This window comes from Mycobacterium gastri (assembly GCF_002102175.1).
In the GTDB taxonomy this organism is placed as follows: domain Bacteria; phylum Actinomycetota; class Actinomycetes; order Mycobacteriales; family Mycobacteriaceae; genus Mycobacterium; species Mycobacterium gastri.
The window spans coordinates 13,441-36,971 of record NZ_LQOX01000139.1 but is presented as its reverse complement, the minus strand read 5'-3'; the positions used below and the strand labels follow the sequence as shown (position 1 = coordinate 36,971).

Here is a 23,531-nt window from a genome sequence, read left to right as displayed (position 1 = left end):
ACTGCTGCGGTGTTCTCCGAGACGCGCTACGCGCTGAACGGGAACCTGCGCGTGGCCTATCGCACGTCGGCCGATGGTGAACGCGACATCGTGTTCGAACTGGTTCTTTTGCTGCGAGGTGCTGCCGGAACTGCCGTCGGTTCAAGGGTGGGTCGAGGCGATGACATCGCTTGGCCGACTGATCTTCTTCGACCAGCCGGGCACGGGAGTGTCCGATCCGGTCACTGCGGGCGCCCGGCCGACGTTGGAGTCAAGCCCGGCGGCGGCCAGTGCCCCGGACAGCCGGACGGTTAGATCCTCGACGTCGAATCCGGTGCTGGTCACGGCGAGTACTTCGATACCGCTAACGGTGTGGTTCACCTGGTAGTCGATGGCATCCCGTGTCCGCACAGTAACGCACAGGTGTGCTATAGTGTGCGATATGAAAGGGTCTGCAGCTCCCGCGCTAGGCGCTCTACTCGCGAAACATCAAATCGGCCTCAGCGTCGACGAGGTCCTCCACGAGCTTGACTCTGCATTTGCAGCAATTCCTGCAGCGGCCACCTTGTCAGCGGCGGAAGTGGACTTCCTGCGCAAGCACGCCGAACCCAGCACGGCGACGGCTGTTGACCGATGGTCAGCTGACGACGAACGGCAGGCTCGGGCCCGCGTCGCGTTGCGGCAACTCACCAGCGCAGTCTCAGGATCCGTCAGCATAAAAGAAGCCGCCGTCCTCCTCGGCGTCGACCGGTCCCGCGTGTCACGACGCATCACCGGAAAACAGTTATGGGCCTTCGACCTCCAAGGAACCCGGCGCCTCCCCAAGTGGCAGTTCCTTGGTAATGAACTGCTTCCCGGGTTGGACTTGATCGTCCCGGCGATACCACCTGGCAGCACCCCCGCGGTGCTCGATGTGTTCATGCATACTCCGCAGCCCGACTTTGACGGCCGGACACCGATCGAACACCTGGCCGCTGGCGGTGACGCGTCATTAGTCGCCGGATTCATACGGGATCTCGGCCGCTGGTGAGTCCGCGCTCCAAACCCAAGGTCCCCAGGACGCCCCCAGAACAGCTCACCCGGCAACTTGACGACAGCACCAGCTACATCGGCACGCTCTGGCGGATCCACCGCACCGAAGGACAGAACGTACTGCCCTGGAACAAGCTACGCACCTTCGGGCCGCTGCCCTCAATGCGCTGGGATCCGCATCCCGACGCGGAACCCAGCATGCGCGCCGAGGGCGTCCTGTACGCGGCAGCCGATGTCACAACCGGCCTCGCGGAGGTGTACCAAACCACGCGCGTGATCGATACCCGTGCCGGCGCTCCAACTCTCACCGCCTGGAAGCCCCAACGGAAACTACGTCTGCTCGACCTGTCCGGAACGTGGCTGCTCCGCAACAGTGCATCAGCTGCGCTGCTAGCGGCACCTCGCTCCATATGCCGCCGGTGGGCCCGCGCTATCTACACGACCTGGCCCGAACTCGACGGGCTATACGTCCCGTCGACTATGACTGGCCGCCCCAACATTGTGCTGTGGACTGCCGCCGCGGACTCGCTACCCGCGATGCCTTCGTTCTCCCGCCCGCTCAGCCACCCGCTGGTCTGGTCGATCACGCAAGCAGCAGCCTCTGAGATCGGCTACCGCATCCTGTGATTCGGCAGTCCTGGTGGCTGTTGGCGACATTCTCGACCCTGAGCCTCGTTGCGGCACAACGATAGGCTGTTCTAACTGGTGCAACGTCGGTCGACTTCTACCGCAGTGCGAGCTGTCGTTCTGCGCCAGGTGGCCTAGGAGTCGCCTAGGAGTCGCAACGATTTCACTGGTGGTGCGGCGGCAGCAGTCGCTTCGAGTAGTCGCCGGATTGCCGTATGCCCGCTCAGTGATGGCCCAGCATCGGAAGTCCCAGCGGCTCAAGTATGCTCGGCGCACGCAACTCTGCGCCGCGCAACCTTGTCGCCGTGGTGCCCCCGAGCAATGGCGCTTCGTCGCCGGTGGGGTCGTCGGTGATCGACGAGCCGGTCCGCGAGGGTGCGCGCCGGATGCTGGCCGAGACGCTGCGCGCTGAGGTCGACGCCTACATCGACCCGTTCTCCGAGGTCCGTGACGACAACGGGCACCTCTCCGCGTGCCGAAAGTGCGTTCAGGGCAAACTTTCGTGCACGGTCAAGTCCTGGGACCTGGTGTATGACGTCGTCGTGTGATTCTTCGACGTGGTGATTCAGGCGGTCGGTGCCGCTGGGGTTGCCTCATGTTCTGGCTGGGCGTCGTGGTAACCCCTAGGGCGCCAAATGCATTCGGTCATGGCGCGCGGGTACGACGACAGCTCCCCAACTTCTGGCTGTGGATAATCGCCAAGCGCCCAGACCTCAGGTCAGCAGTCCGCGGATGTCGTCGGCGGTCAGCGCGGAGCCGAAAGCGTTGCCGTCGTCGATCACGCTGGCGAAGAGCTTGGCCTTGCGCGCATTGAGCGCGATGACCTTGTCCTCGATGGTGTCGCGGGCAATGAGCCGGTACACCATGACATTACGGTTCTGGCCGATACGATGGGTGCGGTCGATGGCCTGGGTTTCGGTGGCCGGATTCCACCACGGGTCCAGCAGGAAACAGTAGTCCGCCTCGGTGAGGTTCAGCCCGAAACCGCCGGCCTTCAGACTGATCAGGAAAACCGGCGCGGTCCCTTCCTTGAACTGTTGAATTACCTTGGGGCGGTTGCGGGTTCGCCCATCCAGATAGCAGTATTCGATGCCCTCGGTGCCGAGGCGATCCCGCACCCGGCCGAGAAAGCGGGTGAACTGGCTGAACACCAGAGCGCGGTGGCCGCCGTCGGCGACGTCGCGCAGGTGCTCGACCAGAGTATCGATCTTCGCGCACGCCAGCGTGTTATGCGCCGGGTCGACAAGCCCGGGATGCAGGGCCATCTGCCGCAGCACGGTCAAAGATTTCAGGATGGTGAATCGGTTGCGCTGGATGTCGTCGAGCAAGCCGAGCACCTTCTAACGTTCGCGTTGCAGCCGCTTGTCGTAGAGCGAACGGTGCCGGGAAGGCAGTTCGATGTCGAGGAGCTGCTCTTGCTTGGCGGGCAGCTCAGCGGCGACTAGTTCCTTGGTCCGGCGCTTGACGAGCGGTTTGATCCGTCGGCGCAGCAGAGCCAGCAACTCGGGGTCGCCGGTCTTCTCGATGGGTTTGGCGTAGTAGTCGGCGAATTTGGCCGGGCTGGGAAACAGTCCCGGGGCAGTGATCGATAGCAGCGACCACAGCTCCATCACGTTGTTTTCCATCGGCGTACCCGTGATAGCTACCTTGACCGGGGCGGGTAGCCGGCGCGCGCACTGGTAGGTCTTGGCGTGCCGGTTCTTCACGTACTGGGCTTCGTCCAGAATGAAGCCGGACCAGGTTTGGGCGGCGTACGCATCGAAGTCGAGCCGGAACAAGGTATACGAGGTAACGACGACGTTGGTGGACGCAACCAGCTCGTCGAGGTCGCTGCCGGCACGACGCAGGGTATCGCTGATCGCAACCACCGACAGTTCCGGTGCGAACCGCGCGGCCTCCGCGGCCCAGTTCGCAACCACACTCGAGGGCGCCACCACCAAAAACGGGGCCGGACTCGGATCCTCCTGCTGGACATGGCAGACCAATGCAAGCGACTGGAGCGTCTTGCCAAGGCCCATGTCGTCGGCGAGGATCCCGCCCAGCCCGTGGGCGTGTAGCGTCGCCAGCCACGAGAACCCGTCGGCCTGGTAAGGCCGCAGCTCGGCGCGCAGGCCGCTGGGCACCGGCACCGGTTCAACTCCCTGTAGTGCGCGCAATCCGCGGACCTGCCGACGCCACTCCTCGGCCTGCTGGGTGACCACTCCTAGTGCGGCGAGCTCGTCGAACAGCCCGGCCTGGAACCGGCTGATCCGGGGTGGGCCCTCTTCGGCATCGGTCAGGGCGCGGGCTTCCTCGATCAGCCGGCGCAGCTTCACCAGCTCCGGCTTGTCCACCGCAAAGTAGGCTCCGTCGGCCAGTAGCACATGTGACTGACCGGAGGCCAGCGCGGTGAACATGGTGACGAACGGAATTTGTTTGCCCTCAACGCTGATCGTGATGTCCAGGTCGAACCAGTCCGTCTCACCGGGAGCCACGTCCGTGGTTACTCCGATGACCAGGGACTCGCCCGCCTCCCGATAGTCGACCGGGTCGCCGGTCATCTCCAGCACCACCTCGGGCAGCCCGGTCAGCAGTGGCTGGAGTTCGGTGGTGAACCGCATGGTGTCCAGGCCGGACAACCGCGTGCGGGCGATGAGCGTGCCGTCGGCGGCGCGCAGCCCGAATCGCTCCAACGGGGCATCGATGCCGCGCGCAAGCCCGTTTTCCGCATCGAGATCGCGGTAGCCCGGGTTACCAGGCGTCGCGACGCCGACCCAAAACTCGCTGTCGCCCACCCGGTATGCCCACTGCAATGTCAACTCGACCTCGTGCCCATCCCGGTAGTCGGCGCGCAGCACCAACGTCGGCCCGGTGATCGCCGGCGGCGTGAACGAGGTGTCCGACGATGTGATGGCCGCGATGCGCCGCAGCTTCGGGTAGTACTCGGCTGCGAACTGCGCCGCCTCATCCGCCGGGATGGTCAGGATCTGATCGCCAAGCGCCATCCGCTGCAACGTCACCGAGACCGGCTGGTCCAGCCGCGCCAGCCGCAACCCGCCGTCGGTGCAGACAACACCATGGCCCGAGGAACCGATGAACGCGACGGCTCGTGCGGCCGCTCCGTCGACTTCAAGCAAGGGCATGACCGTGAGGTTGCCCGACGGGTCGGCGGTGACGTCGAGAGATAGGCGGGCCGTGGCATGCGGCAGCACGTCGTGGTGGTCCTGCGCCTGCACCAACCGCACGCCGACTCGGCGCACCTCGTCCAGCAGCGGCCATAACTGGGGTGACTCGAACTTCAGCAGCGAGATCGTCTTCACGTCCCCATACGGGGTATATGAATAGCTGTGGTAGCCAGTCGGATTCGGCGTCCCTGCGCGGTAGGCGGCATACAACTCTTGCAGCACGTGGATGTGGGCGTCGGGATAACCGTAGTGCCGCAGCGCGGCCAAGCGGCTCCAGCTCAGGTCGGCGGCGACCCAGCCACCGCGCTTACCCGGGCGCACCACCCGCGCGTCCAAGCCGCTCGCCGACAGGTTCAGCTCGATAGCCAGTGGCGTGCCGACGACGCTGCCGGGCGAAGATGTGGGGAACAACGAGTCCAGTGACTTGCGCCATGCCGCTGGAGCCGGCGGCACGGGCGCGCGTTGCGACCGTGTCTTCGTGGACCCGCTGGCCGCGATGAGGATTGCGGCCACATGTTTACAGTCCACTTGCATGGGGCAGGTGCACAACCCGACCTCGAGGTTCCAGGAGTCGGCGTAATCCGACGACAGTTCCACGGTGGTGGTGTAGGTGCGGCCCCGGTTACCGCGAACGCTGCCGACCAGACTGTCGTCGTTCGGGTTCCATGAACACCGCACGACGCGGCCTTCGCGCGCGTAGTCCAGGCCGCGCCTATACGTGTCTGCGCCCAGATGCGATTCGGCGTCGTCGAGGTCGATCAAGGGATACATCAGCGATTGCACGTCCGCACCGTAACGACCCGGTCCGACAGAACCCCGGAGCCACGCCTGCGCTAGACGCAAAATGGTGCGGGTGAGGCTCAGGATTCGGGTGTGACGACCCGGGCGTCACGGCGACTAACCCACGACTAACCCAGGTACTCCGATTCCAGCACCAGGTCGGGCACCAGCGTCTGGTATTCCAGGTGGGCCTTGTGCTCCAGGGTGTTCCACAGCCTGCCCTGCTCACGCCGCATGTAGGCGCGATACTTCGGCGCGCCCGGCACCAGGACGTTGTCGGCTACCACGATCGAGCCCGGATGGAGCCAGTCCCGGTCCAGGATGCTCTGCAGGTCGTCCAGGTAGACCTTCTTGTCGTGGTCGATGAACACGAAATCCAGAGTGCCGGAGGCGAATCCGTGCTCACTTGCCAGCGTGTCCAGGGTCCGGCCGCCGTCGCCGATGGTGCCTACCACACAGGTCACCCGGTCGGCGACGCGGGCATGAGCCCAGATCTGGCGGGCATTGGCGGCGTTGGCTTCGGCCAGCTCGACCGAGTACACCCGGGCCGTCGGCGCCGCCCGGGCGATTCGCAGCGCGCCGTAGCCGCAGTAGGTGCCCAACTCGAGTGCCAGCGCCGGGCTGGCGCGCCGCACCGCGGCGTCGAGTATCAGCCCCTTCTCATCACCGATGTTGATCAGCATCGACTTCTCGTAGGCGAACTTGTCGATGGTGGCCAGCACGTCGTCGATGTCGCCCGCACGGGCGTGCCGAAGTACGTACTCGACGGCGGCTGCTTCACGACCGTCACCGATCTGACCCGTCCTGGTGAGGTTGCGGATTCCGGGCGCCATGCGCCAGACCGACCACCGCAACGGGGCAATGCGTGCTCTGAAGCTCATTGTTGCCAGCATACGGACAGCCATTGACCAGCCGAGACCAATGCGCGGTGCTAGCATCCTCTGCTTAGAAAAACCAGTTTGCCACGCTCGATACATCAGATTTTTACTGCGTTCGGCGGTCGAGGACGGCGCGATGGACCACGACGACACCACATCCCGGGTGGCCGCGGGGCCGCGCTGCGGCCTGTGGCTCAGTGGTGCGCGGGGGTCGGTGGCGACCACGTCGATCGTGGGTCTGTATGCGCTCAGCGCCGGGCTGATCCCCGAAACCGGCTGCGTGACGGCGACTGCCGACTTTGCCGGCGTCCCCTTGCCGAAGTATGCCGATTTCGTGGTCGCCGGACGCGACCTTTCGACCGCCCCGCTGGCCAAGCGCGCCGAGGCTCTGGTCGAGGCGGGACTGCTGCCGCACCGAGTGGTCGCGGCGGTGTCAGATCGCCTGGCAGCCACCGAAGATGAGATCGTCGGTCCGTCCTGCGTGGCCACGCCGGATCCGTCCACCGTCGGTGCCAGCACCCAAGCCGAACTGATCGACCGGCTCAGTGACGCGATGGGCTCGTTCATCTCGCGCAACGCACTTGACGTCTTCGTGGTCATCGACGTGGCATCGACGCAGCCGCCGGTGCCGGACCGCCCCGAGTACCACGATCCTGAGCTGTTGCGGGCCGCGCTGTGCGAAAAGGACCGCATGGTGCTGCCGGCGAGCGCGCTGACCGCCCTGGCGGCGATCCGCAATGGCGCGGCCTACTCCTGCTTCACCCCGTCTCCCAGCATGGCGGTTCCCGCGTTGCGCAGCTTGGCCGACGATGCCGACATTCTCTACGCCGGCCAGGACGCCAAGACCGGCCAGACTTTGCTGCGCACCGTGCTGGCGCCGATGTTCGCCAGCCGGGCGATGACCGTACATTCCTGGGCGGGAACGAATCTGTTGGGCGGCGGCGACGGCGCCACGCTCGCCGACCCGGTCGCGGTGAAGTCCAAGCTCGCCAGCAAGCAGCGTGGCATCCAGCAGATGCTCGGTGGCGCCGTCAATGCTCCGCTGCATATCGACTACGTGCCCGACCTCGGGGAAACCAAGGTTGCGTGGGACCACATCCACGCCACCGGCTTCCTCGGCGGTCAGATCACCCTGCAAACCATCTGGTCCGCACCGGATTCCGCATTGGCCGCGCCCTTGGTTCTCGACGTGGCTCGCCTGCTCGCGATGGCCCGAATACGCGGTGCCCACGGTGTCGTCGGGCAGCTCGGCTTTTTCTTCAAAGAACCGTGGGGCTCGTCGACGCATTCACTTGCGGCGCAACACGAGGCGCTGGTGCAGTGGGCCAGGTCTTTTGCGACGCCGGTTTCGGCCGGACAGTGAAGGTCAAGGCGTACCTGGACCTGATGCGGGCACCTGCTGCGCTCACCGTGCTGGGTGACACTGCGGTAGGCGCCATTTGGGCGGGGTATCCGCTGACCGGCCGCCGGCTCGCGCTACCGCTGGCGTCGGCGCTGCTGTATTGGAGCGGCATGGTGCTCAACGACTGGGCCGACCGCGAGCGCGACGCCGTCGAACGCCCCGAGCGGCCGATCCCGTCGGGTGAGGTGTCGGCCGGCACGGCGCTGGCGGTCGCAGCCGGCCTGGCCGGGGCGGGGCTGGCGACCGCAACGGCGGTCAGCGGCCGCCACGGCCTAGCTGCCGCGGGCCGAATCACGTTGTGCGTCGCGGCTTATGACCTGGTTGCCAAGGACACCGCCGCGGGGCCGTTGGTGATGGCGGGCTGCCGGTTCCTCGACGTAATGCTCGGCGCCGGCCCGAATTATCGGCCCGCGCTGGTTCCGGCGTCGGTGATCGGCGGGCACACCACGGCGATCACGGTGCTGTCGCGCAGTGAGGTCACGGGTTCGGAACGCCGATTGCCGGCAATCGTCGGGGGTATGGCGGCAGCGGTGGCCGGCTCGGCGATGGTGAGAACGCCGGGGTTTCGCGCCGCACCGGCCGCGGCCGTGTACGCGTGGTCGTTTGGCCCCGGTTTGTGGAAGGCGTGGCAGCAACCGACCGCCGAGGTCCTTCGCAGCGCGGTGCGCAGTGGCATCGCGTCGACGATCGCGGTCCAGGCCATGTTGGCCGCCCGGGCACCGCGCACCATGCTGGCGTTGTGTGGGCTGGCAATTGGCTTGCGGCTCAAAGTTTCCGCGCCCCGACCCACTGAGGTGACCTGATGCACGTTGGCTACAACACGAATGGCTTGACCGATCACCCGCTTGCCGACGCGCTCGCGCTGATCGCCGATCACGGGTATACGGCCGTCGCGCTGACCATCGGCTACCCGCATGTTCGACCGTTCGACTCCGATCTGGGCGCCCAGCTGGGCGCGTTGCGCGCGCTGCTGGACACCCATGGATTACAGGTGGCGATCGAAACGGGAGCGCGTTATCTGCTGGATCCGCGCGCCAAGCACAAACCCGCGCTGGTCGATATCGCTGCCGAACCACGTGTCGAATTCCTCCGGCGGGCAATCGATATCGCCGCGGACCTCGGGGCCACCTGTGTGTCGCTGTGGTCGGGCTACGCCGTCGACTACAGCGACCCCGACACCACCCGGGAGTTGCTCGTCAGCCGGCTGGCGCAGATTGTCGACTATGCGGAACGCAAGGCGGTGACGCTCGGATTCGAGCCCGAACCCGGGATGTTCGTGGAGACGGTGGCACAAGCCCGCGAGGTGTGCCGGGCATTGGGTGATCCGCCGCGGCTGGGCATCACGCTCGACGTCGGTCACTGCGTGATGACGGAGGCGGGCGGTGCGCACGCGGCGATCGCCCATCTGGGCGACAAGCTGGTCAACGTCCACCTCGACGACATGACACCGCTCAAACACGAACACCTCGAGTTCGGCCACGGCGATCTCGATCTCGGGGCGGTGATGGATGCCCTGCACAGCACCGGCTTCGCCGGTGTCGCCTCGGTCGAGTTGCCTCGCCATTCCCACGACGCACCGAATGTGCTGCGGCGCAGCATGTCCGCAATCAATCGCGCCAGACTGCCGATCGCGGCGCGCTCGTGGATAACCGATGCTGCAGCCGAGATCCGTGACAACCCCGACAAGATTCTGGAAATCTTCCCCAAGGCTGAGCGCTGGATGTCCCAGGTTTCCGGTGATGCGCCGCTGATGGCCCGAGTACACCTGCTGACCACGCTGGTGGTCGAAAATCCCGACGACACAGCGGGTCCGCTCGTCGAAAGGCTGTACCAGTGGGGGGATAGCGACGAACGCCTGGCGGTGCTGCGCGGCCTGGCGACGGCGGCCCTGGACGCCAATCTGGGACCGGTTACCACAGCGGCCGGCGTGACAGTGGCCGAGGATGCGTTGCGGTGCAACGATCCGCGGCTGGTCGGCGCGGCGCTCGGCGGATTCGGTGGCCGTTTTCTGGCCCAGCACACCTGGCGCCATGGGGTGATGAAGCTGATTTTCATGGACGTGCCGTTGAGCGCCGTATATGGCCTTAGTATCCGCGCCGATGCGGAATTGAGCCGGATGGCAACCGACTACATCAGCGAACGCACTGCGGCCGGACGCCCGGTGCCGGCCGACGTGCGGATGCTGCAGCAGCTGACCGCCACGATGACGGAGGTGCCGGAGTGAGGATATTCGACCCGCACATTCACATGACGTCACGGACCACCGACGATTACGAGGCGATGTATGCCGCGGGTGTGCGTGCCATCGTCGAACCGGCCTTCTGGATGGGTCAGCCCCGCACCAGCGCAGGATCGTTCATCGACTACTTCGACAGCCTCATCGGTTGGGAGCGTTACCGCGCATCCCAGTTCGGTATCGCCCACAACTGTACGATCGCGCTGAATCCCAAGGAGGCCAACGATAGCCGCTGCCGGGCGGTGCTGGAGCAGGTGCCGCGGTATCTGTCGAAGAGCGGTGTGGTCGCCGTCGGTGAGATCGGCTACGACTCCATGACACCGGAGGAAACCTCGGTATTCCAAACGCAATTGGAGATGGCCGCCGAACATGGGCTTCCCGCGCTGGTGCACACCCCGCACCGGGACAAGCTCGGGGGCACGCTGGCCAGCATCGAACTGGTGAAGCGCGTCGGAATTGATCCGGGAATGGTGCTGCTGGACCATCTCAACGAAGTGACCATCGAGCCCGCCCGAGACAGCGGATGCTGGATGGGCTTCTCCATCTATCCGGACACCAAGATGGACGAAGCGCGGATGGTCGCCCTGATGCAGCGTTTCGGGCTCGAACGGATCATCGTCAACTCGGCCGCCGATTGGGGGCGATCCGATCCGCTCAAGACGATCAAGACCGCGAAGGCGATGCTGGCGGAATCGTTCAGCGAAGACGACGTCGACCGGGTGATGTGGCGCAACCCGGTCGAGTTCTACGGCCAAAGCGGGCAACTTCGCCTGCTGAGTGAAGAGCAGCAGGCGGCCTTTGCCGGCAACACCATCAACCGCGGAGAAAAGCGCTGATGCTGTCCTACTGCAGCAATGTCGTCGCTGCCGACAGTCTGCTGGCGCTGGAGCACCAACTGCTGTCGGTGTTCGCGCCGGCTCGGCAACGCGCCGGCCTGGAACGCCTCGGCGTCGGTCTGTGGTTGCCGGCCGCCACCATGGCCCGGTTGGCCGCTGATCGAGCAGCGCGCAGCCGGCTGGCCGCGATTCTGGCCGACAACGGGCTTGCCGTCGTGACCATGAACGCTTTCCCCTACGGGGTCTTTCACGGCGACTCAGTGAAACATAAAGTATACCAACCGGATTGGACAACACCGGACCGGCTGGAATACACCCGCCACTGTGCTGAGGTGCTCAGTGACCTGCTGGCCGGCACCGAACACGGCACCATCTCGACACTGCCGCTGGGCTGGAGCAACCCATGGGACGACTCAGCCGATGACCGGGCCCGGCAGACGCTGGCCGCGCTCAGCGGCGCTCTGCGGCGCATCGAACAGGAGTCCGGGCATCGGATCAGGATGGCCATCGAACCCGAGCCCGGCTGCGTGATCGGATCATGCCGCGACGCCATCGATTGGTTCGGCCACGGCAACGTCGATACCCGCTACATCGGGCTGTGCCTGGACACCTGCCACCTGGCCGTGATGGGTGAGAACCCGGCCGAAGTGGTGGCCGGCCTGGCTGATGTAGGAACCGACGTGGTGAAGATCCAGGCCTCCAACGCAATTCAGATCGACGACCTGGCCGCCGGCGGGGTGGCTGAAGCCTTCGCCGAGTTCGCGGGCTCTCCGTATCTGCATCAGGTCAACGGCGTCGATGCCGACGGTCACCAGTGGTTCCGCGACGACTTTTCCTTCGCGGACCCGTCGACACCCCGATCCGGCAGCGCCCGCGTGCACTATCACGTCCCGCTGCACCTGGATCCGCCGGCACCGTTGAGCAACACGTCGCACGTGCTGGCCGACGTGATGGCGATGCTGGGGGCGGGGGCGCTACCCGAGCCCGTCGACATCGAAATCGAAACCTACACGTGGGAGGTCCTGCCGTCATCGCTGCGGATGGGCAGTCTGGCCGATGACATCGCGGCCGAAATCCGTTGGCTCAAAGATCTTTTGTGCGAACAGGACGCGGCATGACCCGACGAGTTCTACTGGTCAACGTCGTCGGGCTCACCCAACCGCTGCTGCGGCACATGCCGAATCTCGCCGCGCTTGCCGCCCAGGGTGCGATGCGACAACTGGCGCCGGTGTTCCCGGCGGTCACCTGCTCGGTGCAGTCGTCGATGGTCACCGGCCTGATGCCCAACCAGCACGGAATCGTCGGCAACGGCTGGTATTTCCGTGACCTGGGCGAGGTGCTGCTGTGGCGGCAGAGCAACAAGCTGGTTGCGGGGGAGAAGGTTTGGGAGACCGCTGCCGGGCGCTTCGACGGGTACACTTCGGCGAACGTCGGCTGGTGGTATGCGATGAACGCGAGCCATGACGTGATCGTCACGCCGCGGCCGGTGTATCACCAAGACGGGCGCAAATCGCCGGACTGCTACGTCGTGCCGTCGGATCTGCACGACATCCTGACCGACAAGCTGGGCGTTTTCCCGCTGTTCCAATACTGGGGCCCGACGGCCGACATCACGTCGTCGCGCTGGCTGGTGGACGCGTCGATAGAGATCCTGCAACGTTATTCGCCCACCCTGCTCACCGCGTATATCCCGCACCTGGACTACGACTTTCAGCGCTACGGCCCCGGGTCACCGCAGGCCATCACGGCGGCCGCCGACGTCGACGCGGCGCTGGCCCCCTTGCTGGCGGCGGCCGCCGAGCACGACATGACGACCATCGTCGTCTCCGAGTACGGGATCGCGCCGGCCGATCGCCCGGTGGATATCAACCGTCAACTCCGGCGGGAAGGGTATCTGAATGTCTACACCCAGCAGGGCCGGGAGTACTTGGACCCGTGGACATCGCGGGCGTTCGCCGTCGCCGACCATCAGGCCGCCCATATCTACGTGCGCGACGAGTCCGACATCACCCGGGTAGCGGGCCTACTCGAAGCGCTCGACGGCGTGGACCAGGTCTTGGATCGAAACGCGCAGCAGCGCTTGGCAATTGATCATCCGCGGGCAGGTGAGCTGGTGGCGGTCGCCGAACCGGGCGCCTGGTTCACCTACTACTACTGGCTCGACGACGCCCGGGCTCCGGAGTTCGCGCCGTGTGTGGACATTCATCGCAAGCCGGGATACGACCCCGCCGAGTTGCTGATGAACCCCGACGATCGGACCGTCAAAGCCAAAGCTGCTGCGGCATTGGCCAAGAAGGCGCTGGGCCTTCGATACACCATGGGGGTGATCGCTCTCAACGGCAAGCATGTCGGCGGCACCCACGGCAGGCTGCCGGACTGCGACGAGGACACGCCGCTGATCATCGCCTCGTCACCGGAACTGCTGCCGAATCAGGCTGCGCCCATGCCGGTCACCGCGGTGCGTGACGTGGTTCTCGACGCGCACGGCTCACGGCAACACTGAGCGCTCGCCGCCGACGGGAACACCGGGCGCTCGTCGGCGCACCACCAACCAACCCAGCGTGAGGACCGCGAACCAGAGCGGGACCAACGCCAACGCGACCGCCGTTTCGGTCTCAGTGGTGAGGGTCCAGATCACGAATACAAAGAAGGCCAGCACCGCCCAACACATGCTGACACCGCCGGGCATCTTGTAGATGGAACCGGCGTGCCGGTGTGGGTGCCGACGGCGGTACACGAGGTAGCTGACGACGATCGTCGTCCACACGAACATGAAGAGCAGCGAGGCGACGGTGGTGATCAGTGTGAAGGCGCCGATCACCGAACCGCCCGCGTAGAGCAGCGGGATGGAGGTCAGCAGCAGCGGAGCCGTGAACACGATGGCCGACGCGGGCACGCCCCCGCGGTTGAGCCGTTGGAACACTGCCGGCGCGCTGCCCTCGTCGGCCAGGCCGAACAGCATCCGGCCGGTGGAAAACACCCCGGAGTTCGCCGAGGAGGCGGCCGCGGTGGTCACCACGAAGTTGACGACCGACGCCGCCGCGGTCAGACCCGCCAGCGAAAACATTGTCACGAACGGGGATTGGCCGCTGGCGAAGCGCCGCCAGGGCACAACGGCCAGGATTGCCAGCAGCGCACCGACGTAGAAGATCGCCACGCGCACCGGAACGGCATTGATCGCGCGGGGAATGGTGCGGCGCGGGTTTGCCGTTTCGCCGGCGGCGGTGCCGACGAGTTCCACACCGATGTAGGCGAAGAACGCGATCTGGAAGCCACTGGCCAAGCCCATGAAGCCCCGGGGGAACAAACCGCCGTCGTTCCAAAGGTTTTCGATCGTCGCCCGATCACCTTGCGGGGAGACGAAGTTGGTCACCACCAGGAATGCGCCCAAGAGGATGAGGCTCAGTATCGCCACGACCTTGATCAACGCCAGCCAGAATTCCATCTCTCCGAAATGGCCGACGCTGAACAAGTTGACCGTCAGGATGAGGCTGACGGTGATCAGAGCTGGTAACCACACCGGCGAGGCGGGCCACCAGAACCTGGCGTAGCCGGTGATCGCGACGAGGTCTGCGATGCCCGTGACGACCCAGGCGAACCAGTACGACCACCCCAGATAAAACGCTGCGGCGGGTCCCAACAGGTCGGCCGTGAAATCGACGAACGACTTGTAGTTCAGGTTCGACAGCAGTAATTCACCCATCGCCCGCAGGACGAAAAAGACGAAGAACCCGATGATTGCGTAAACCACCAGCACCGCGGGGCCGGCAAGGGAGATGGTGCGTCCGGATCCCATGAACAGGCCGGTGCCGATCGCGCCCCCGATCGCGATCAACTGGATGTGCCGGTTGGAAAGCCTGCGCTGCAGGTGCGGCATGTGGGGTCCTCGTCACGTGGTGGATTGGATTGTGCACCACAGCAGCGGCGGTCACCCCGCAAATGGCGGTCGGGACATCACGGTAACCCGAAACCCATATTTGGGGCCCGCGCCCGCGGCGGCGCCGGGGCCGGCCAGTGGCATTCCGCCCAGCAGGCTTCCCGGCGCACCGACCTCCGGCGGGTTGACGATGTCGCTGGCCAGGGGTGCGGTGTCGGGCCTGACGACCGGACCCGGGCCCGGGTCGACGGCGGTCCACGCGGGCGGCACCGACAACTTGCCGAGGGCGGATGCACTTCCCAGGCCCGCCGCTATCGGCCCGGCGCCGCCGAGAGCCGCCGGCGCGGCGACCGCTGCCGCAGCTGAGGCCGCCCCGGCCGCACCGGCCGAGGTTTCCGCGGCCTCCGGGCCGATCCAGCCGAGCGCCCGCCACGACGTGATCAGGCTGTTACCGATACCAATGGCGAAATAGGGCAGACCCACGGTGTTGTAGATGAGCTGCGATATCGGCATATACCAGTCGATGAGCCACTGCAGCCATCCCGGATTCGAGGTCACACCCGCCGTAGACAAGGCCGACGAGATGGGCGATGCGAGTCCCAGCAGCATGCTCGGCAGCTCGGAAATCAGTCCCGACAACGTGTTCTGCGCCGCTCCTGCCGAGGTGGCGGCGGCCTGGGCGACCGCGGAGGGGCTGGTGATGTGCGGCGGCGGGGTGTACGGGGTCAGCTGCGCCGCGCTCGCCGAGGAACCCGCATAGCTGTACATCGCCCTGGCGTCGCGCGCCCACATCTCGGCGTATTGAGCTTCCAGGGCCGCGATGGCGGCGCCATATTGCCCGTACACGTTTTTCGCGATGAGCGATGCCAGCTGAGCACGATTGGCGGCAATGAGCGGTGGGGGCACCACGGCGGCAAACGCCGTCTCGAAGGCGGCCGCCGCGGCCCGCGCCTGACTTGCGGCCTGCTCGGCCTGCGCGGCGGCGGTTCGCATCCACGCCAGGTACGGTGCGACCGCCTCGATCATCAGCGTCGACGCCGGCCCCAGCCATTCTTCGGCATGCAGCGTCATCACCACCCGCTCGTAGCCGTCGGCGGCCAAACTCAACTCGGAAGCCAGCCCGCTCCAGGCCGACGCCGCCGCAACCAGCGGGGCTGATCCCGGTCCGGCATACAAGCGTCCGGAGTTGACCTCCGGTGGCAGCGCCCCGAAATCCATCGCTATGAGCTCCTTACGTTACGACGGCTCGCCATGTCGATCACCGAACCGGCTATCCGGCGTTCGGTGGGCGACACGTCACCCGGATTCGTGATCCATACCGGCGGCCGAAGTTGCCGCCGGCCTCAGCTGCTCTCGACCGTGACGGTGATACGCCCGGCAGTAGGCCCGACAATTCACCGGCCCGGACGGCGGCGCGGACGCCACGAGCGGATATCGTCGCCACCTTGGCGCCGGCGGCCGAGGGCAGCGGGCTCCACCCCGGTGGCACCGACATCGGTCCGATCTTGACGGCCAGACCGGCACTGATCGCCACCGGCCCGGCGCCCACTTGCGACAAGCTCCACGCCGCGGCGGCGCCGGGGACGCCGGCCGCGGCGGCGTTGGAAGCGTTGGACCACAACATCGCTCCGGCGAGCTGCAGGCCATTGAGGGTCAGGCCGCCGGCGTCGTAAATGAACGCCTCGGAGATGGCCAAGGCGTCCAGAACCGTCGTCCAGTAGTTGAGCACGGTGTCCCAGGGAATCGACGCCAGCGATGGGTCGGCGACCTTCGGTGGCGTCGTGAACGGCGTCAATACCGAGGCGAGCGCCGCGGCGGCGGCGTATTCGTGCATGGCGGTGGCGTCTTGTAGCCACATCTCGGCGTAGTGAGCTTCGGCGGTCGCGATCGCCGGGGTGTTTTGCCCGAACCAGTTGGTCGCGACGAGTGCCACCAATAAAGCCCTGTTGGCCACGATCACCGGCGGCGGTACGATCAGCGCAAACGCCAACTCGAAGGCGGCTGCGGCCGCGCTGGCCTGCATTGCGGCCTGCTCGGCAAGCGTCGCTGTGGTACTCAGCCAGCTGACAAACGGCAGAACGGAAGCCACCATCGCATCGGCTGCCGGACCGCGCCACGGCAGACCGGTCAGCTCCAGGACCAGCGAACCGTAGGCGCTAGCCGCAGTCTCCAGGTCATCGGCCAAGCGGTCCCACGCCGCCGCCGCAGCCATCAGGGAGCCCGATCCGGGGCCGCTGTACATCCGCCCGGAATTGATCTCGGGCGGTAATGCCGCGAAGTCGGATAGCAGACACGGGCCGATGCTGCCGGCCACGAGGCGACTCCCGGCAGCAGGGGAAATCTGTACGCCGAGCAAGGCCTACCGGCCGATCGCGATGGCCGATGGCCCGCCGCCGACCCGGGCTGAGCGTGGGGAAGCGACGTGACGAGAGCAATCAACGTCGTTGGCAGAAAAATTGACGGTCATTGATACCACCTTGCGCTGGGGACTGACGCGGCCGGTCGCGACGTCGATGTCGGCAAGATGTCGGCAATCAGTGCATTAGTTTGTATCCGCCGTCCCTGCGGCGCGGAGGCCGAACTGAAATTACCGCTTTGTTAACCCCCCGGTAGGAGTAGTTAACGAAGATAAAATCACCGCTCGTCTAATGTCTGGCCCGGGTGTCGGTCCGGCAATTAGCGGCATACGTTCAATAGTGACGCCTGGTGCTTCACAAGACTTCTTGATAGGTGCCGCCCGCAACGGCCGGCGCGGCTTGCGGTGGAATCGCCAACCGCTCGCGAAGCTCCGCCACCGGCACCTCGGCGTAGTGTCGCCAGTCCCAACTCCCGTAGGTAAGGTCAGCATTGCATTCGAGGCCGCGCCGAAACGCATCCATATAGCCGGCGGGATCAAGTGATCCGGTCAGCGCCTCGGACCGAAAGTCAATTTTTATGCCGGCCTGAAACTGCAGAAGCACCAGCAGCAGCGGTGCAAATGGATTGCGGGCCTTGTATCCGACCGTGAACGCTCCAGCAAGGATTTCACCGGCAGGCTCCGTCGAATAGGCGGACAAGACATGAGCCACGTCATGCGAAACAATGAATTCGCCCGTGGTGCCTTTTTCACCGGGAAACCTCAGGTTGTTCCGAACATAGTGGGCCCAGAGTTCGCGTCCGAGCAACCCCGGTTCGAGCAGGCCCAGCTTGTGATAGGACGCAGCCAGCACCGGGTCGGTCGAAAGCCCGAGATAACCGGACATGTTGTCCCAGAAGCCCTTCAGCACCTGAATACGGGACGTGCCGTGGCTGCTCATAAGCTTTGCCCTGATTCGCATCGCCCCAATGAATTCGCGTCCGCGGGCAATGTCGAGGAGGTCGTCGAGGAACCCCTCGTGGCAACCGAGCGCCCTCGCGATCTTCAGGCTCGCCTCGACTCTCGGCAGCTGAACGCTCCCGTGCGCGAAAATTGCGGCGGTCATCAGGAACAACACGCAGCGTTTGGCAACATCGGATTCGAGTGTGGCCGATATTTCGTCGGCCGGTCGCTCGGCAACCTTCCTCCAGTCGATGTCGTCGTCAGCTAGATACCGGCGTGCGGCTTCCAGGAGGCTCTCGTCGACTGCTGAGATACCGTCGGACTTGGCAACATTCGCCATTGCGGCAATGCTGGTTTCCACGTCGCGTTTCGTCGGCAACCGTTGCGGATTTTCGCTGGCTATGTGCGACGGTCCTTCCCGCGAAGTCATCGTGCAAGCATATCCACCAAGCGCCGTGTTGGGGCGCCGGCGCGTGGCCCGGGTGAACCCGGCCGGGTGCTGGCGGCGAACGAGCGGCAGGTTAATTCACCCTCGTCGGCAGCTGGCCCGCGGGCTTGCGCGGCAGAAACGCCACCGGGACCAGTGTCAGCGCCACCAGCACCACCGCCGCCGCGAAAACCACGCTGTATGCATACGAAAGGTCATGCAGCACATTGCCTTTGAAGTCAGGGCCTTTGAAGTCAGGGTTGAGTGCCTGCGGCGGTATCGACGACGGGTCGACCGGTACCCCGCGCCGGGCCGCGTCCTCTTGCAGGACCGCGATCTTGCGTGCGGCGGCGACGTTTGCGCTGCGATTGAACTGGCTGGTCAGGATCATCGACATCAAGGCGGTTCCCACCGATGCGCCCACCTGCTGATTGACACTGATCAGCGTCGAACCCCGCGCGATGTGATGCGGGGCCAGGGTCTGCACCGCGGCGGCGGAAAGCGGCATCATCGTCAATCCCATGCCCAGGCCCATGATCGTCAATCCGATGAGCAGTGTCGGCAGGTAAGCCGCTTGTCTGGCAACGCCGTAGGCGAAGATGCCCATGCCCGCGGCGATCAGCGCCACACCGGCCAGCAGGATCTTGCCGGGTCCGCGTTTGTCCATCATGGATCCGGCCAGCGGCATGGTCACCATGGCGCCGATTCCCCTCGGGACCATGCTCATCCCGGCCCCTAACGGCGTCTGGTGCAGCAACTCCTGAAAGTAGCTCGGGAATAGCAGCCCGGCGCCGAAAAACGAGACGGCGAACAGAAACATCGCCGAGTTGGCAAGTGCGACCACGCGGTTGGTGAACAACCGCAGATCGATCAGCGGATGCTCGGCGCGGTAGCCGGCATGTAAGACAAACCCGACGATCAACGCCAGACCGAGCGCGGCCGGTATCCACACATGGCGATCGGTCACCGTTCCGCGCGCGGGAACGACGGACACCCCGTACAGGAATGTGGCCAGGCCGGGGGAGAGCAGCAGCATGCCGAGGACGTCGAACGACTCCGACGGTGTCGGCCGATCCCCCGGGAAGACGACTGCCGCAAGCAGCAGCGTGACCAGCCCGATCGGCAGGTTGATCCAGAAGATCCATTGCCATCCGTAGCTGTCGATCAGCCAGCCGCCCAGCACCGGACCGAAGACCGGTCCGAGCAGCATCGGAATGCCCAAGATGGCCAGCACCCGCCCGAGGCGGCGGGGGCCCGCCTCTCGGGTCAGGATGGTGAGAACCAGCGGCATCAGCATGCCCCCGCCGAGGCCCTGCACCACCCGAAACACGACCAACAGAGTGATATTGGGCGCCATCGCGCACAGCAGTGAGCCGAAGGTGAACGCGAGCAGCGAACCCATGAAGGGCCGCTTGGTACCGAACCGGTCGGCCACCCAACCGGCCAGCGGGATCACCGCCGCCAAGGCGAGGGTGTAGCCGGTCATGGTCCAGGCAACCATGGCTTGAGTGGTATGGAACGTGGCGACGAAGGTGCGCTGCGCGACGGTGACCACCGTCGTGTCCACGATCGACATCATCGAACCGAGCACACACACCCCGGCGATCCGCAGTAGCCGGGCGTCGAGTTGATCGGCGTGGCTTCGTTGGCCGGTGCTCGTGTCGTCCATAGCAGCTCCCAAGAAATGCGCTTGCCGGAGAAGCATGTCACAGCGCCGCGGTCCTGCGGCTGCCGACAATGGCATAGCTCCCATAAGTTGCCCGCGGGTCTCCCGGCGCAGGCGGACGGAGCCGTTAGACTTTCCTGCGATGTCCACCCTGACGCCCGTCACCCTCAGCCACGACCGGGTATGACCGACCATCCCGACAGCGGCATCCAAGTCGGCCTGACCGGACGGCCGCCGCGGGCGGTTCCTGACCCGGTGCCGCGGACCGCGCACGGGCCGGCCAAGGTGGTGGCGATGTGCAACCAGAAGGGCGGCGTCGGGAAAACCACGTCGACCATCAACCTTGGTGCCGCGTTGGCCGAGTACGGCCGGCGGGTGCTGCTGGTGGACATGGACCCGCAGGGCGCGTTGTCCGCGGGCCTGGGTGTCCCGCACTACGAACTGGAAAAGACTATTCACAACGTGCTGGTGGAGCCGCGGGTGTCGATCGACGACGTGCTGATTCACACCCGGGTCAAGGACATGGATCTGGCGCCCAGCAATATCGACCTGTCGGCCGCGGAGATCCAGCTGGTCAACGAGGTGGGCCGGGAGCAGACCCTGGGCCGGGCGCTGTACCCGGTGCTGGACCGCTACGACTATGTGCTCATCGACTGCCAGCCGTCGTTGGGTCTGCTCACCGTCAACGGGCTGGCCTGCGCAGACGGTGTGGTCATTCCGACCGAGTGCGAGTTCTTCTCGCTGCGCGGCCTGGCGTTGCTGACCGACACGGTCGACAAGGTGCGCGACCGGCTGAACCCCAAGCTGGAGATCAGCGGCATCCTGCTGACCCGGTATGACCCGCGCACCGTCAACGCCCGCGAGGTGATGGCCCGCGTCGTCGAGCGGTTCGGTGACCTAGTGTTCGATACCGTGATCAGCCGTACGGTTCGTTTCCCCGAGACCACCGTTGCGGGCGAACCCATCACGACCTGGGCCCCCAAGTCCGGCGGTGCCGTGGCCTACCGCGCCCTGGCCCGCGAGTTCATCGACCGATTCGGCGTGTGAACGACACCGCGAACCCAGACACCGCACCCCAGAACGGCTTTCAGGTCCGGCTGACCAACTTCGAGGGGCCGTTCGATCTGCTGTTGCAGCTGATATTCGCCCACCGGCTCGATGTCACCGAAGTGGCCTTGCATCAGGTCACCGACGACTTCATCGCCTACGCCAAAGCCATCGGCGCCCAGCTGGACCTGGAGGAGACCACGGCGTTTCTGGTGGTCGCCGCGACCTTGCTCGACCTCAAAGCGGCCCGGCTGTTGCCGGCCGGGCAGGTCGATGACGAAGAGGATCTCGCCCTGCTCGAGGTGCGTGATCTGCTGTTCGCGCGGCTGCTGCAATACCGGGCGTTCAAGCATGTCGCGGAGATGTTCGCCGAGCTGGAGGCCACCGCGTTGCGCAGTTACCCGCGCGCGGTGTCACTGGAAGACCGGTTCGCCGGCCTGCTGCCCGAGGTGATGCTGGGCGTCGACGCCGAGCGCTTCGCCGAGATCGCCGCGGTCGCCCTGACTCCGCGGCCGGCACCCAAGGTGGCGACCGCGCATCTGCACGAGCAGACCGTCTCGGTTGCCGAGCAGGCCAAACACCTACTGGCGATGCTGCAAGCGCGGGGCGGTGGCCAATGGGCCACATTTTCTGAGCTGGTCGCAGACTGTCAGGCGCCGATCGAGGTCGTCGGGCGCTTCCTGGCGCTGCTCGAACTGTATCGATCGCGGACGGTAGCATTCGACCAGTCAGAGCCTCTTGGGGTGCTCCAGATTTCGTGGACCGGGCAACGGCCGACCAACGAAGCTTTGGTGGAAGTGCGAGACCAATGATGACCGGCGCCAGTGACGATGCAGATCCCGATCAAGATCTGGGCTATGACATTCCCTCGGGCATCCCGGATATCGCCGAGCCCGCCGAGATGGATCCCGACGAACTCGGGCGGGTGTTGGAGGCATTGCTGCTGGTCGTCGACACCCCGGTGACCGCCGAGACGCTGGCCACGGCCACCGAACAACCGGTCTACCGGGTCGCGGCGAAACTGCGGTTGATGGCCGACGAACTCACCGAACGCGACAGCGGCATCGATTTGCGGCACAGCAGCGAAGGCTGGCGGTTGTATACCCGCGCCCGATTCGCGCCCTACGTCGAGAAGCTGCTTCTGGACGGAGCGCGAACCAAGCTCACCCGGGCCGCGTTGGAAACCCTTGCCGTCGTGGCTTACCGTCAACCGGTGACGCGTGCCCGGGTGAGTGCGGTTCGCGGGGTCAACGTGGACGCCGTGATGCGTACCCTGTTGGCGCGCGGCCTGATCACCGAGGTCGGTACCGACGAGGACACCGGCGCGGTGACGTTCGCCACCACCGACTTGTTCTTGGAGCGTTTGGGATTGACGTCGTTGTCCGAGCTGCCCGATCTCGCGCCACTGCTTCCCGACGTCGACACGATCGACGACCTGAGCGCCTCGCTGGACAGCGAGCCGCGTTTCATCAAGCTCGCCGGCGGCCAGCCACCCGACCAGACATTGACGTTCGACGTGGACAACTGATGGTCGAACTTGAGCAGTCGCCGGGTATTCGTTTGCAGAAAGTGTTGTCGCAGGCCGGAATTGCATCCCGGCGGGCTGCGGAGAAGATGATCATCGACGGCCGGGTCGAAGTCGACGGAAAGCTGGTGACCGAGCTGGGCACCCGGGTGGACCCGGACGTCTCGGTGATCCGGGTCGACGGGGCCCGGGTGGTGCTCGACGAGTCGCTCGTCTACCTGGCGCTGAACAAGCCGCGCGGCATGCACTCGACCATGTCCGACGACCGCGGCCGGCCGTGTATCGGCGACCTGATCGAGCGGAAAGTCCGCGGGAACAAGAATCTTTTTCATGTCGGGCGGCTGGACGCCGACACCGAAGGACTGATACTGCTGACCAACGACGGCGAGCTGGCGCACCGGTTGATGCATCCCTCGCATCAGGTGCCCAAGACCTATCTGGCCACGGTGGCCGGGACGGTGCCCCGGGGGGTGGGCAAAAAGCTCAGGGCGGGAATCGAATTGGACGACGGGCTGGCCCGGGTCGACGGTTTCGCAGTGGTCGACGCGATTCCCGGCAAGACGTTGGTGCGGGTGACACTGCACGAAGGACGTAACCGAATCGTGCGCCGGCTACTGGCGGCGGCGGGATTTCCGGTGGAGGCATTAGTGCGCACCGATATCGGCCCGGTGACGCTGGGCAAGCAGCGTCCGGGCAGTGTGCGGACGCTCGGCCGCGACGAGATCGGACAACTGTACCAAGCGGTGGGCCTGTGAGT

General features: G+C 65.6%; 22 protein-coding genes and 1 pseudogene. 14 read left to right on the top strand and 9 right to left on the bottom strand.

What is annotated here, in order from left to right:
* Positions 1-9 precede the first annotated feature (9 nt).
* A pseudogene (locus AWC07_RS29075) lies at positions 10-250 on the top strand (adenylate/guanylate cyclase domain-containing protein); the annotation flags it as partial.
* Here the strand turns inward: AWC07_RS29075 and AWC07_RS27795 are convergent.
* On the bottom strand, positions 142-390 hold the full coding sequence (locus tag AWC07_RS27795; protein ID WP_036418595.1) for a hypothetical protein: 249 nt from the start codon (positions 388-390) through the stop codon (positions 142-144). The pseudogene AWC07_RS29075 and the gene AWC07_RS27795 sit on opposite strands and share 109 nt — an antisense overlap.
* A 154-nt stretch (positions 391-544) precedes the next feature.
* Between AWC07_RS27795 and AWC07_RS22880 the strand changes: the two genes are divergently transcribed.
* From AWC07_RS22880 to AWC07_RS22870, 3 genes are all read left to right on the top strand, one after another.
* Positions 545-1,009, top strand: a complete 465-nt coding sequence (locus tag AWC07_RS22880; RefSeq protein WP_244187670.1) for an antitoxin Xre/MbcA/ParS toxin-binding domain-containing protein — start codon at positions 545-547, stop codon at positions 1,007-1,009.
* A complete protein-coding gene (locus AWC07_RS22875; protein ID WP_036418593.1) occupies positions 1,006-1,638 on the top strand; it encodes an RES family NAD+ phosphorylase in 633 nt (210 codons plus the stop codon). The genes AWC07_RS22880 and AWC07_RS22875 overlap by 4 nt, the downstream gene beginning before the upstream one ends.
* A 305-nt stretch (positions 1,639-1,943) precedes the next feature.
* Positions 1,944-2,186: a hypothetical protein gene (locus tag AWC07_RS22870; RefSeq protein WP_139829836.1), complete on the top strand. Its 243-nt coding sequence runs from the start codon at positions 1,944-1,946 to the stop codon at positions 2,184-2,186.
* Positions 2,187-2,351: 165 nt separating this feature from the next.
* On the opposite strand, the gene AWC07_RS29600 is transcribed toward AWC07_RS22870, so the two are convergent.
* From AWC07_RS29600 to AWC07_RS22860, 3 genes are all read right to left on the bottom strand, one after another.
* Positions 2,352-2,966 carry a DEAD/DEAH box helicase gene (locus AWC07_RS29600; protein ID WP_341865277.1) on the bottom strand — a complete coding sequence of 205 codons (615 nt, stop codon included), beginning with the start codon at positions 2,964-2,966 and terminating at the stop codon, positions 2,352-2,354.
* Positions 2,967-2,978: 12 nt separating this feature from the next.
* Positions 2,979-5,585, bottom strand: a complete 2,607-nt coding sequence (locus AWC07_RS22865) for a DEAD/DEAH box helicase (RefSeq protein WP_341865276.1) — start codon at positions 5,583-5,585, stop codon at positions 2,979-2,981.
* A gap of 125 nt (positions 5,586-5,710) precedes the next feature.
* On the bottom strand, positions 5,711-6,463 hold the full coding sequence (locus AWC07_RS22860; protein ID WP_036418602.1) for an O-methyltransferase: 753 nt from the start codon (positions 6,461-6,463) through the stop codon (positions 5,711-5,713).
* 133 nt (positions 6,464-6,596) lie between these two features.
* Between AWC07_RS22860 and AWC07_RS22855 the strand changes: the two genes are divergently transcribed.
* Genes AWC07_RS22855 through AWC07_RS22830 form a run of 6 tightly spaced genes read left to right on the top strand, consistent with a single transcriptional unit; the run spans position 6,597 to position 13,437 of the window.
* Positions 6,597-7,823 (top strand): inositol-3-phosphate synthase, encoded by a 1,227-nt coding sequence (locus AWC07_RS22855; protein ID WP_085105245.1) that lies wholly within the window; start codon positions 6,597-6,599, stop codon positions 7,821-7,823.
* Positions 7,781-8,665, top strand: coding sequence for an SCO3242 family prenyltransferase (locus tag AWC07_RS22850; RefSeq protein ID WP_244187669.1), 885 nt, complete (start codon positions 7,781-7,783; stop codon positions 8,663-8,665). The genes AWC07_RS22855 and AWC07_RS22850 overlap by 43 nt, the downstream gene beginning before the upstream one ends.
* Positions 8,665-10,086 (top strand): TIM barrel protein, encoded by a 1,422-nt coding sequence (locus AWC07_RS22845; RefSeq protein ID WP_036418376.1) that lies wholly within the window; start codon positions 8,665-8,667, stop codon positions 10,084-10,086. Before AWC07_RS22850 ends, AWC07_RS22845 begins: the two co-directional genes overlap by 1 nt.
* Positions 10,083-10,934 carry a TatD family hydrolase gene (locus AWC07_RS22840; protein WP_036419635.1) on the top strand — a complete coding sequence of 284 codons (852 nt, stop codon included), beginning with the start codon at positions 10,083-10,085 and terminating at the stop codon, positions 10,932-10,934. Before AWC07_RS22845 ends, AWC07_RS22840 begins: the two co-directional genes overlap by 4 nt.
* The gene (gene eboE, locus AWC07_RS22835) at positions 10,934-12,052 is read left to right on the top strand and encodes a metabolite traffic protein EboE (RefSeq protein ID WP_085105244.1); all 1,119 of its coding nucleotides are present in this window, start codon (positions 10,934-10,936) and stop codon (positions 12,050-12,052) included. The genes AWC07_RS22840 and eboE overlap by 1 nt, the downstream gene beginning before the upstream one ends.
* Positions 12,049-13,437 carry an alkaline phosphatase family protein gene (locus AWC07_RS22830; RefSeq protein WP_036416201.1) on the top strand — a complete coding sequence of 463 codons (1,389 nt, stop codon included), beginning with the start codon at positions 12,049-12,051 and terminating at the stop codon, positions 13,435-13,437. Before eboE ends, AWC07_RS22830 begins: the two co-directional genes overlap by 4 nt.
* On the opposite strand, the gene AWC07_RS22825 is transcribed toward AWC07_RS22830, so the two are convergent.
* The 5 genes from AWC07_RS22825 to AWC07_RS22805 form a co-directional block, all read right to left on the bottom strand.
* Complete coding sequence (locus AWC07_RS22825) at positions 13,423-14,811, bottom strand: amino acid permease (protein ID WP_051508119.1); 1,389 nt, start codon at positions 14,809-14,811, stop codon at positions 13,423-13,425. The two genes, AWC07_RS22830 and AWC07_RS22825, sit on opposite strands and share 15 nt — an antisense overlap.
* 51 nt (positions 14,812-14,862) lie before the next feature.
* Positions 14,863-16,029 (bottom strand): PPE family protein, encoded by a 1,167-nt coding sequence (locus AWC07_RS22820; RefSeq protein ID WP_085105243.1) that lies wholly within the window; start codon positions 16,027-16,029, stop codon positions 14,863-14,865.
* A 52-nt stretch (positions 16,030-16,081) separates the two neighbouring features.
* Positions 16,082-17,053, bottom strand: a complete 972-nt coding sequence (locus tag AWC07_RS22815; RefSeq protein WP_051508254.1) for a PPE family protein — start codon at positions 17,051-17,053, stop codon at positions 16,082-16,084.
* Between the two features lie 469 nt (positions 17,054-17,522).
* Entirely contained in the window at positions 17,523-18,539 is a 1,017-nt protein-coding gene (locus AWC07_RS22810) for a hypothetical protein (protein ID WP_036419225.1), read from the bottom strand.
* 91 nt (positions 18,540-18,630) lie between these two features.
* A complete protein-coding gene (locus AWC07_RS22805) occupies positions 18,631-20,205 on the bottom strand; it encodes a DHA2 family efflux MFS transporter permease subunit (RefSeq protein ID WP_085105242.1) in 1,575 nt (524 codons plus the stop codon).
* Positions 20,206-20,385: 180 nt separating this feature from the next.
* Between AWC07_RS22805 and AWC07_RS22800 the strand changes: the two genes are divergently transcribed.
* The 4 genes from AWC07_RS22800 to AWC07_RS22785 are packed head-to-tail and all read left to right on the top strand — an operon-like array spanning position 20,386 to position 23,529.
* Positions 20,386-21,249 carry a ParA family protein gene (locus tag AWC07_RS22800; protein ID WP_036408923.1) on the top strand — a complete coding sequence of 288 codons (864 nt, stop codon included), beginning with the start codon at positions 20,386-20,388 and terminating at the stop codon, positions 21,247-21,249.
* Positions 21,246-22,061: a segregation/condensation protein A gene (locus AWC07_RS22795; protein WP_036408920.1), complete on the top strand. Its 816-nt coding sequence runs from the start codon at positions 21,246-21,248 to the stop codon at positions 22,059-22,061. Before AWC07_RS22800 ends, AWC07_RS22795 begins: the two co-directional genes overlap by 4 nt.
* Complete coding sequence (gene scpB, locus AWC07_RS22790; protein ID WP_051507765.1) at positions 22,061-22,777, top strand: SMC-Scp complex subunit ScpB; 717 nt, start codon at positions 22,061-22,063, stop codon at positions 22,775-22,777. Before AWC07_RS22795 ends, scpB begins: the two co-directional genes overlap by 1 nt.
* Positions 22,774-23,529, top strand: a complete 756-nt coding sequence (locus AWC07_RS22785) for a pseudouridine synthase (RefSeq protein ID WP_139829834.1) — start codon at positions 22,774-22,776, stop codon at positions 23,527-23,529. Before scpB ends, AWC07_RS22785 begins: the two co-directional genes overlap by 4 nt.
* Positions 23,530-23,531: the final 2 nt, after the last annotated feature.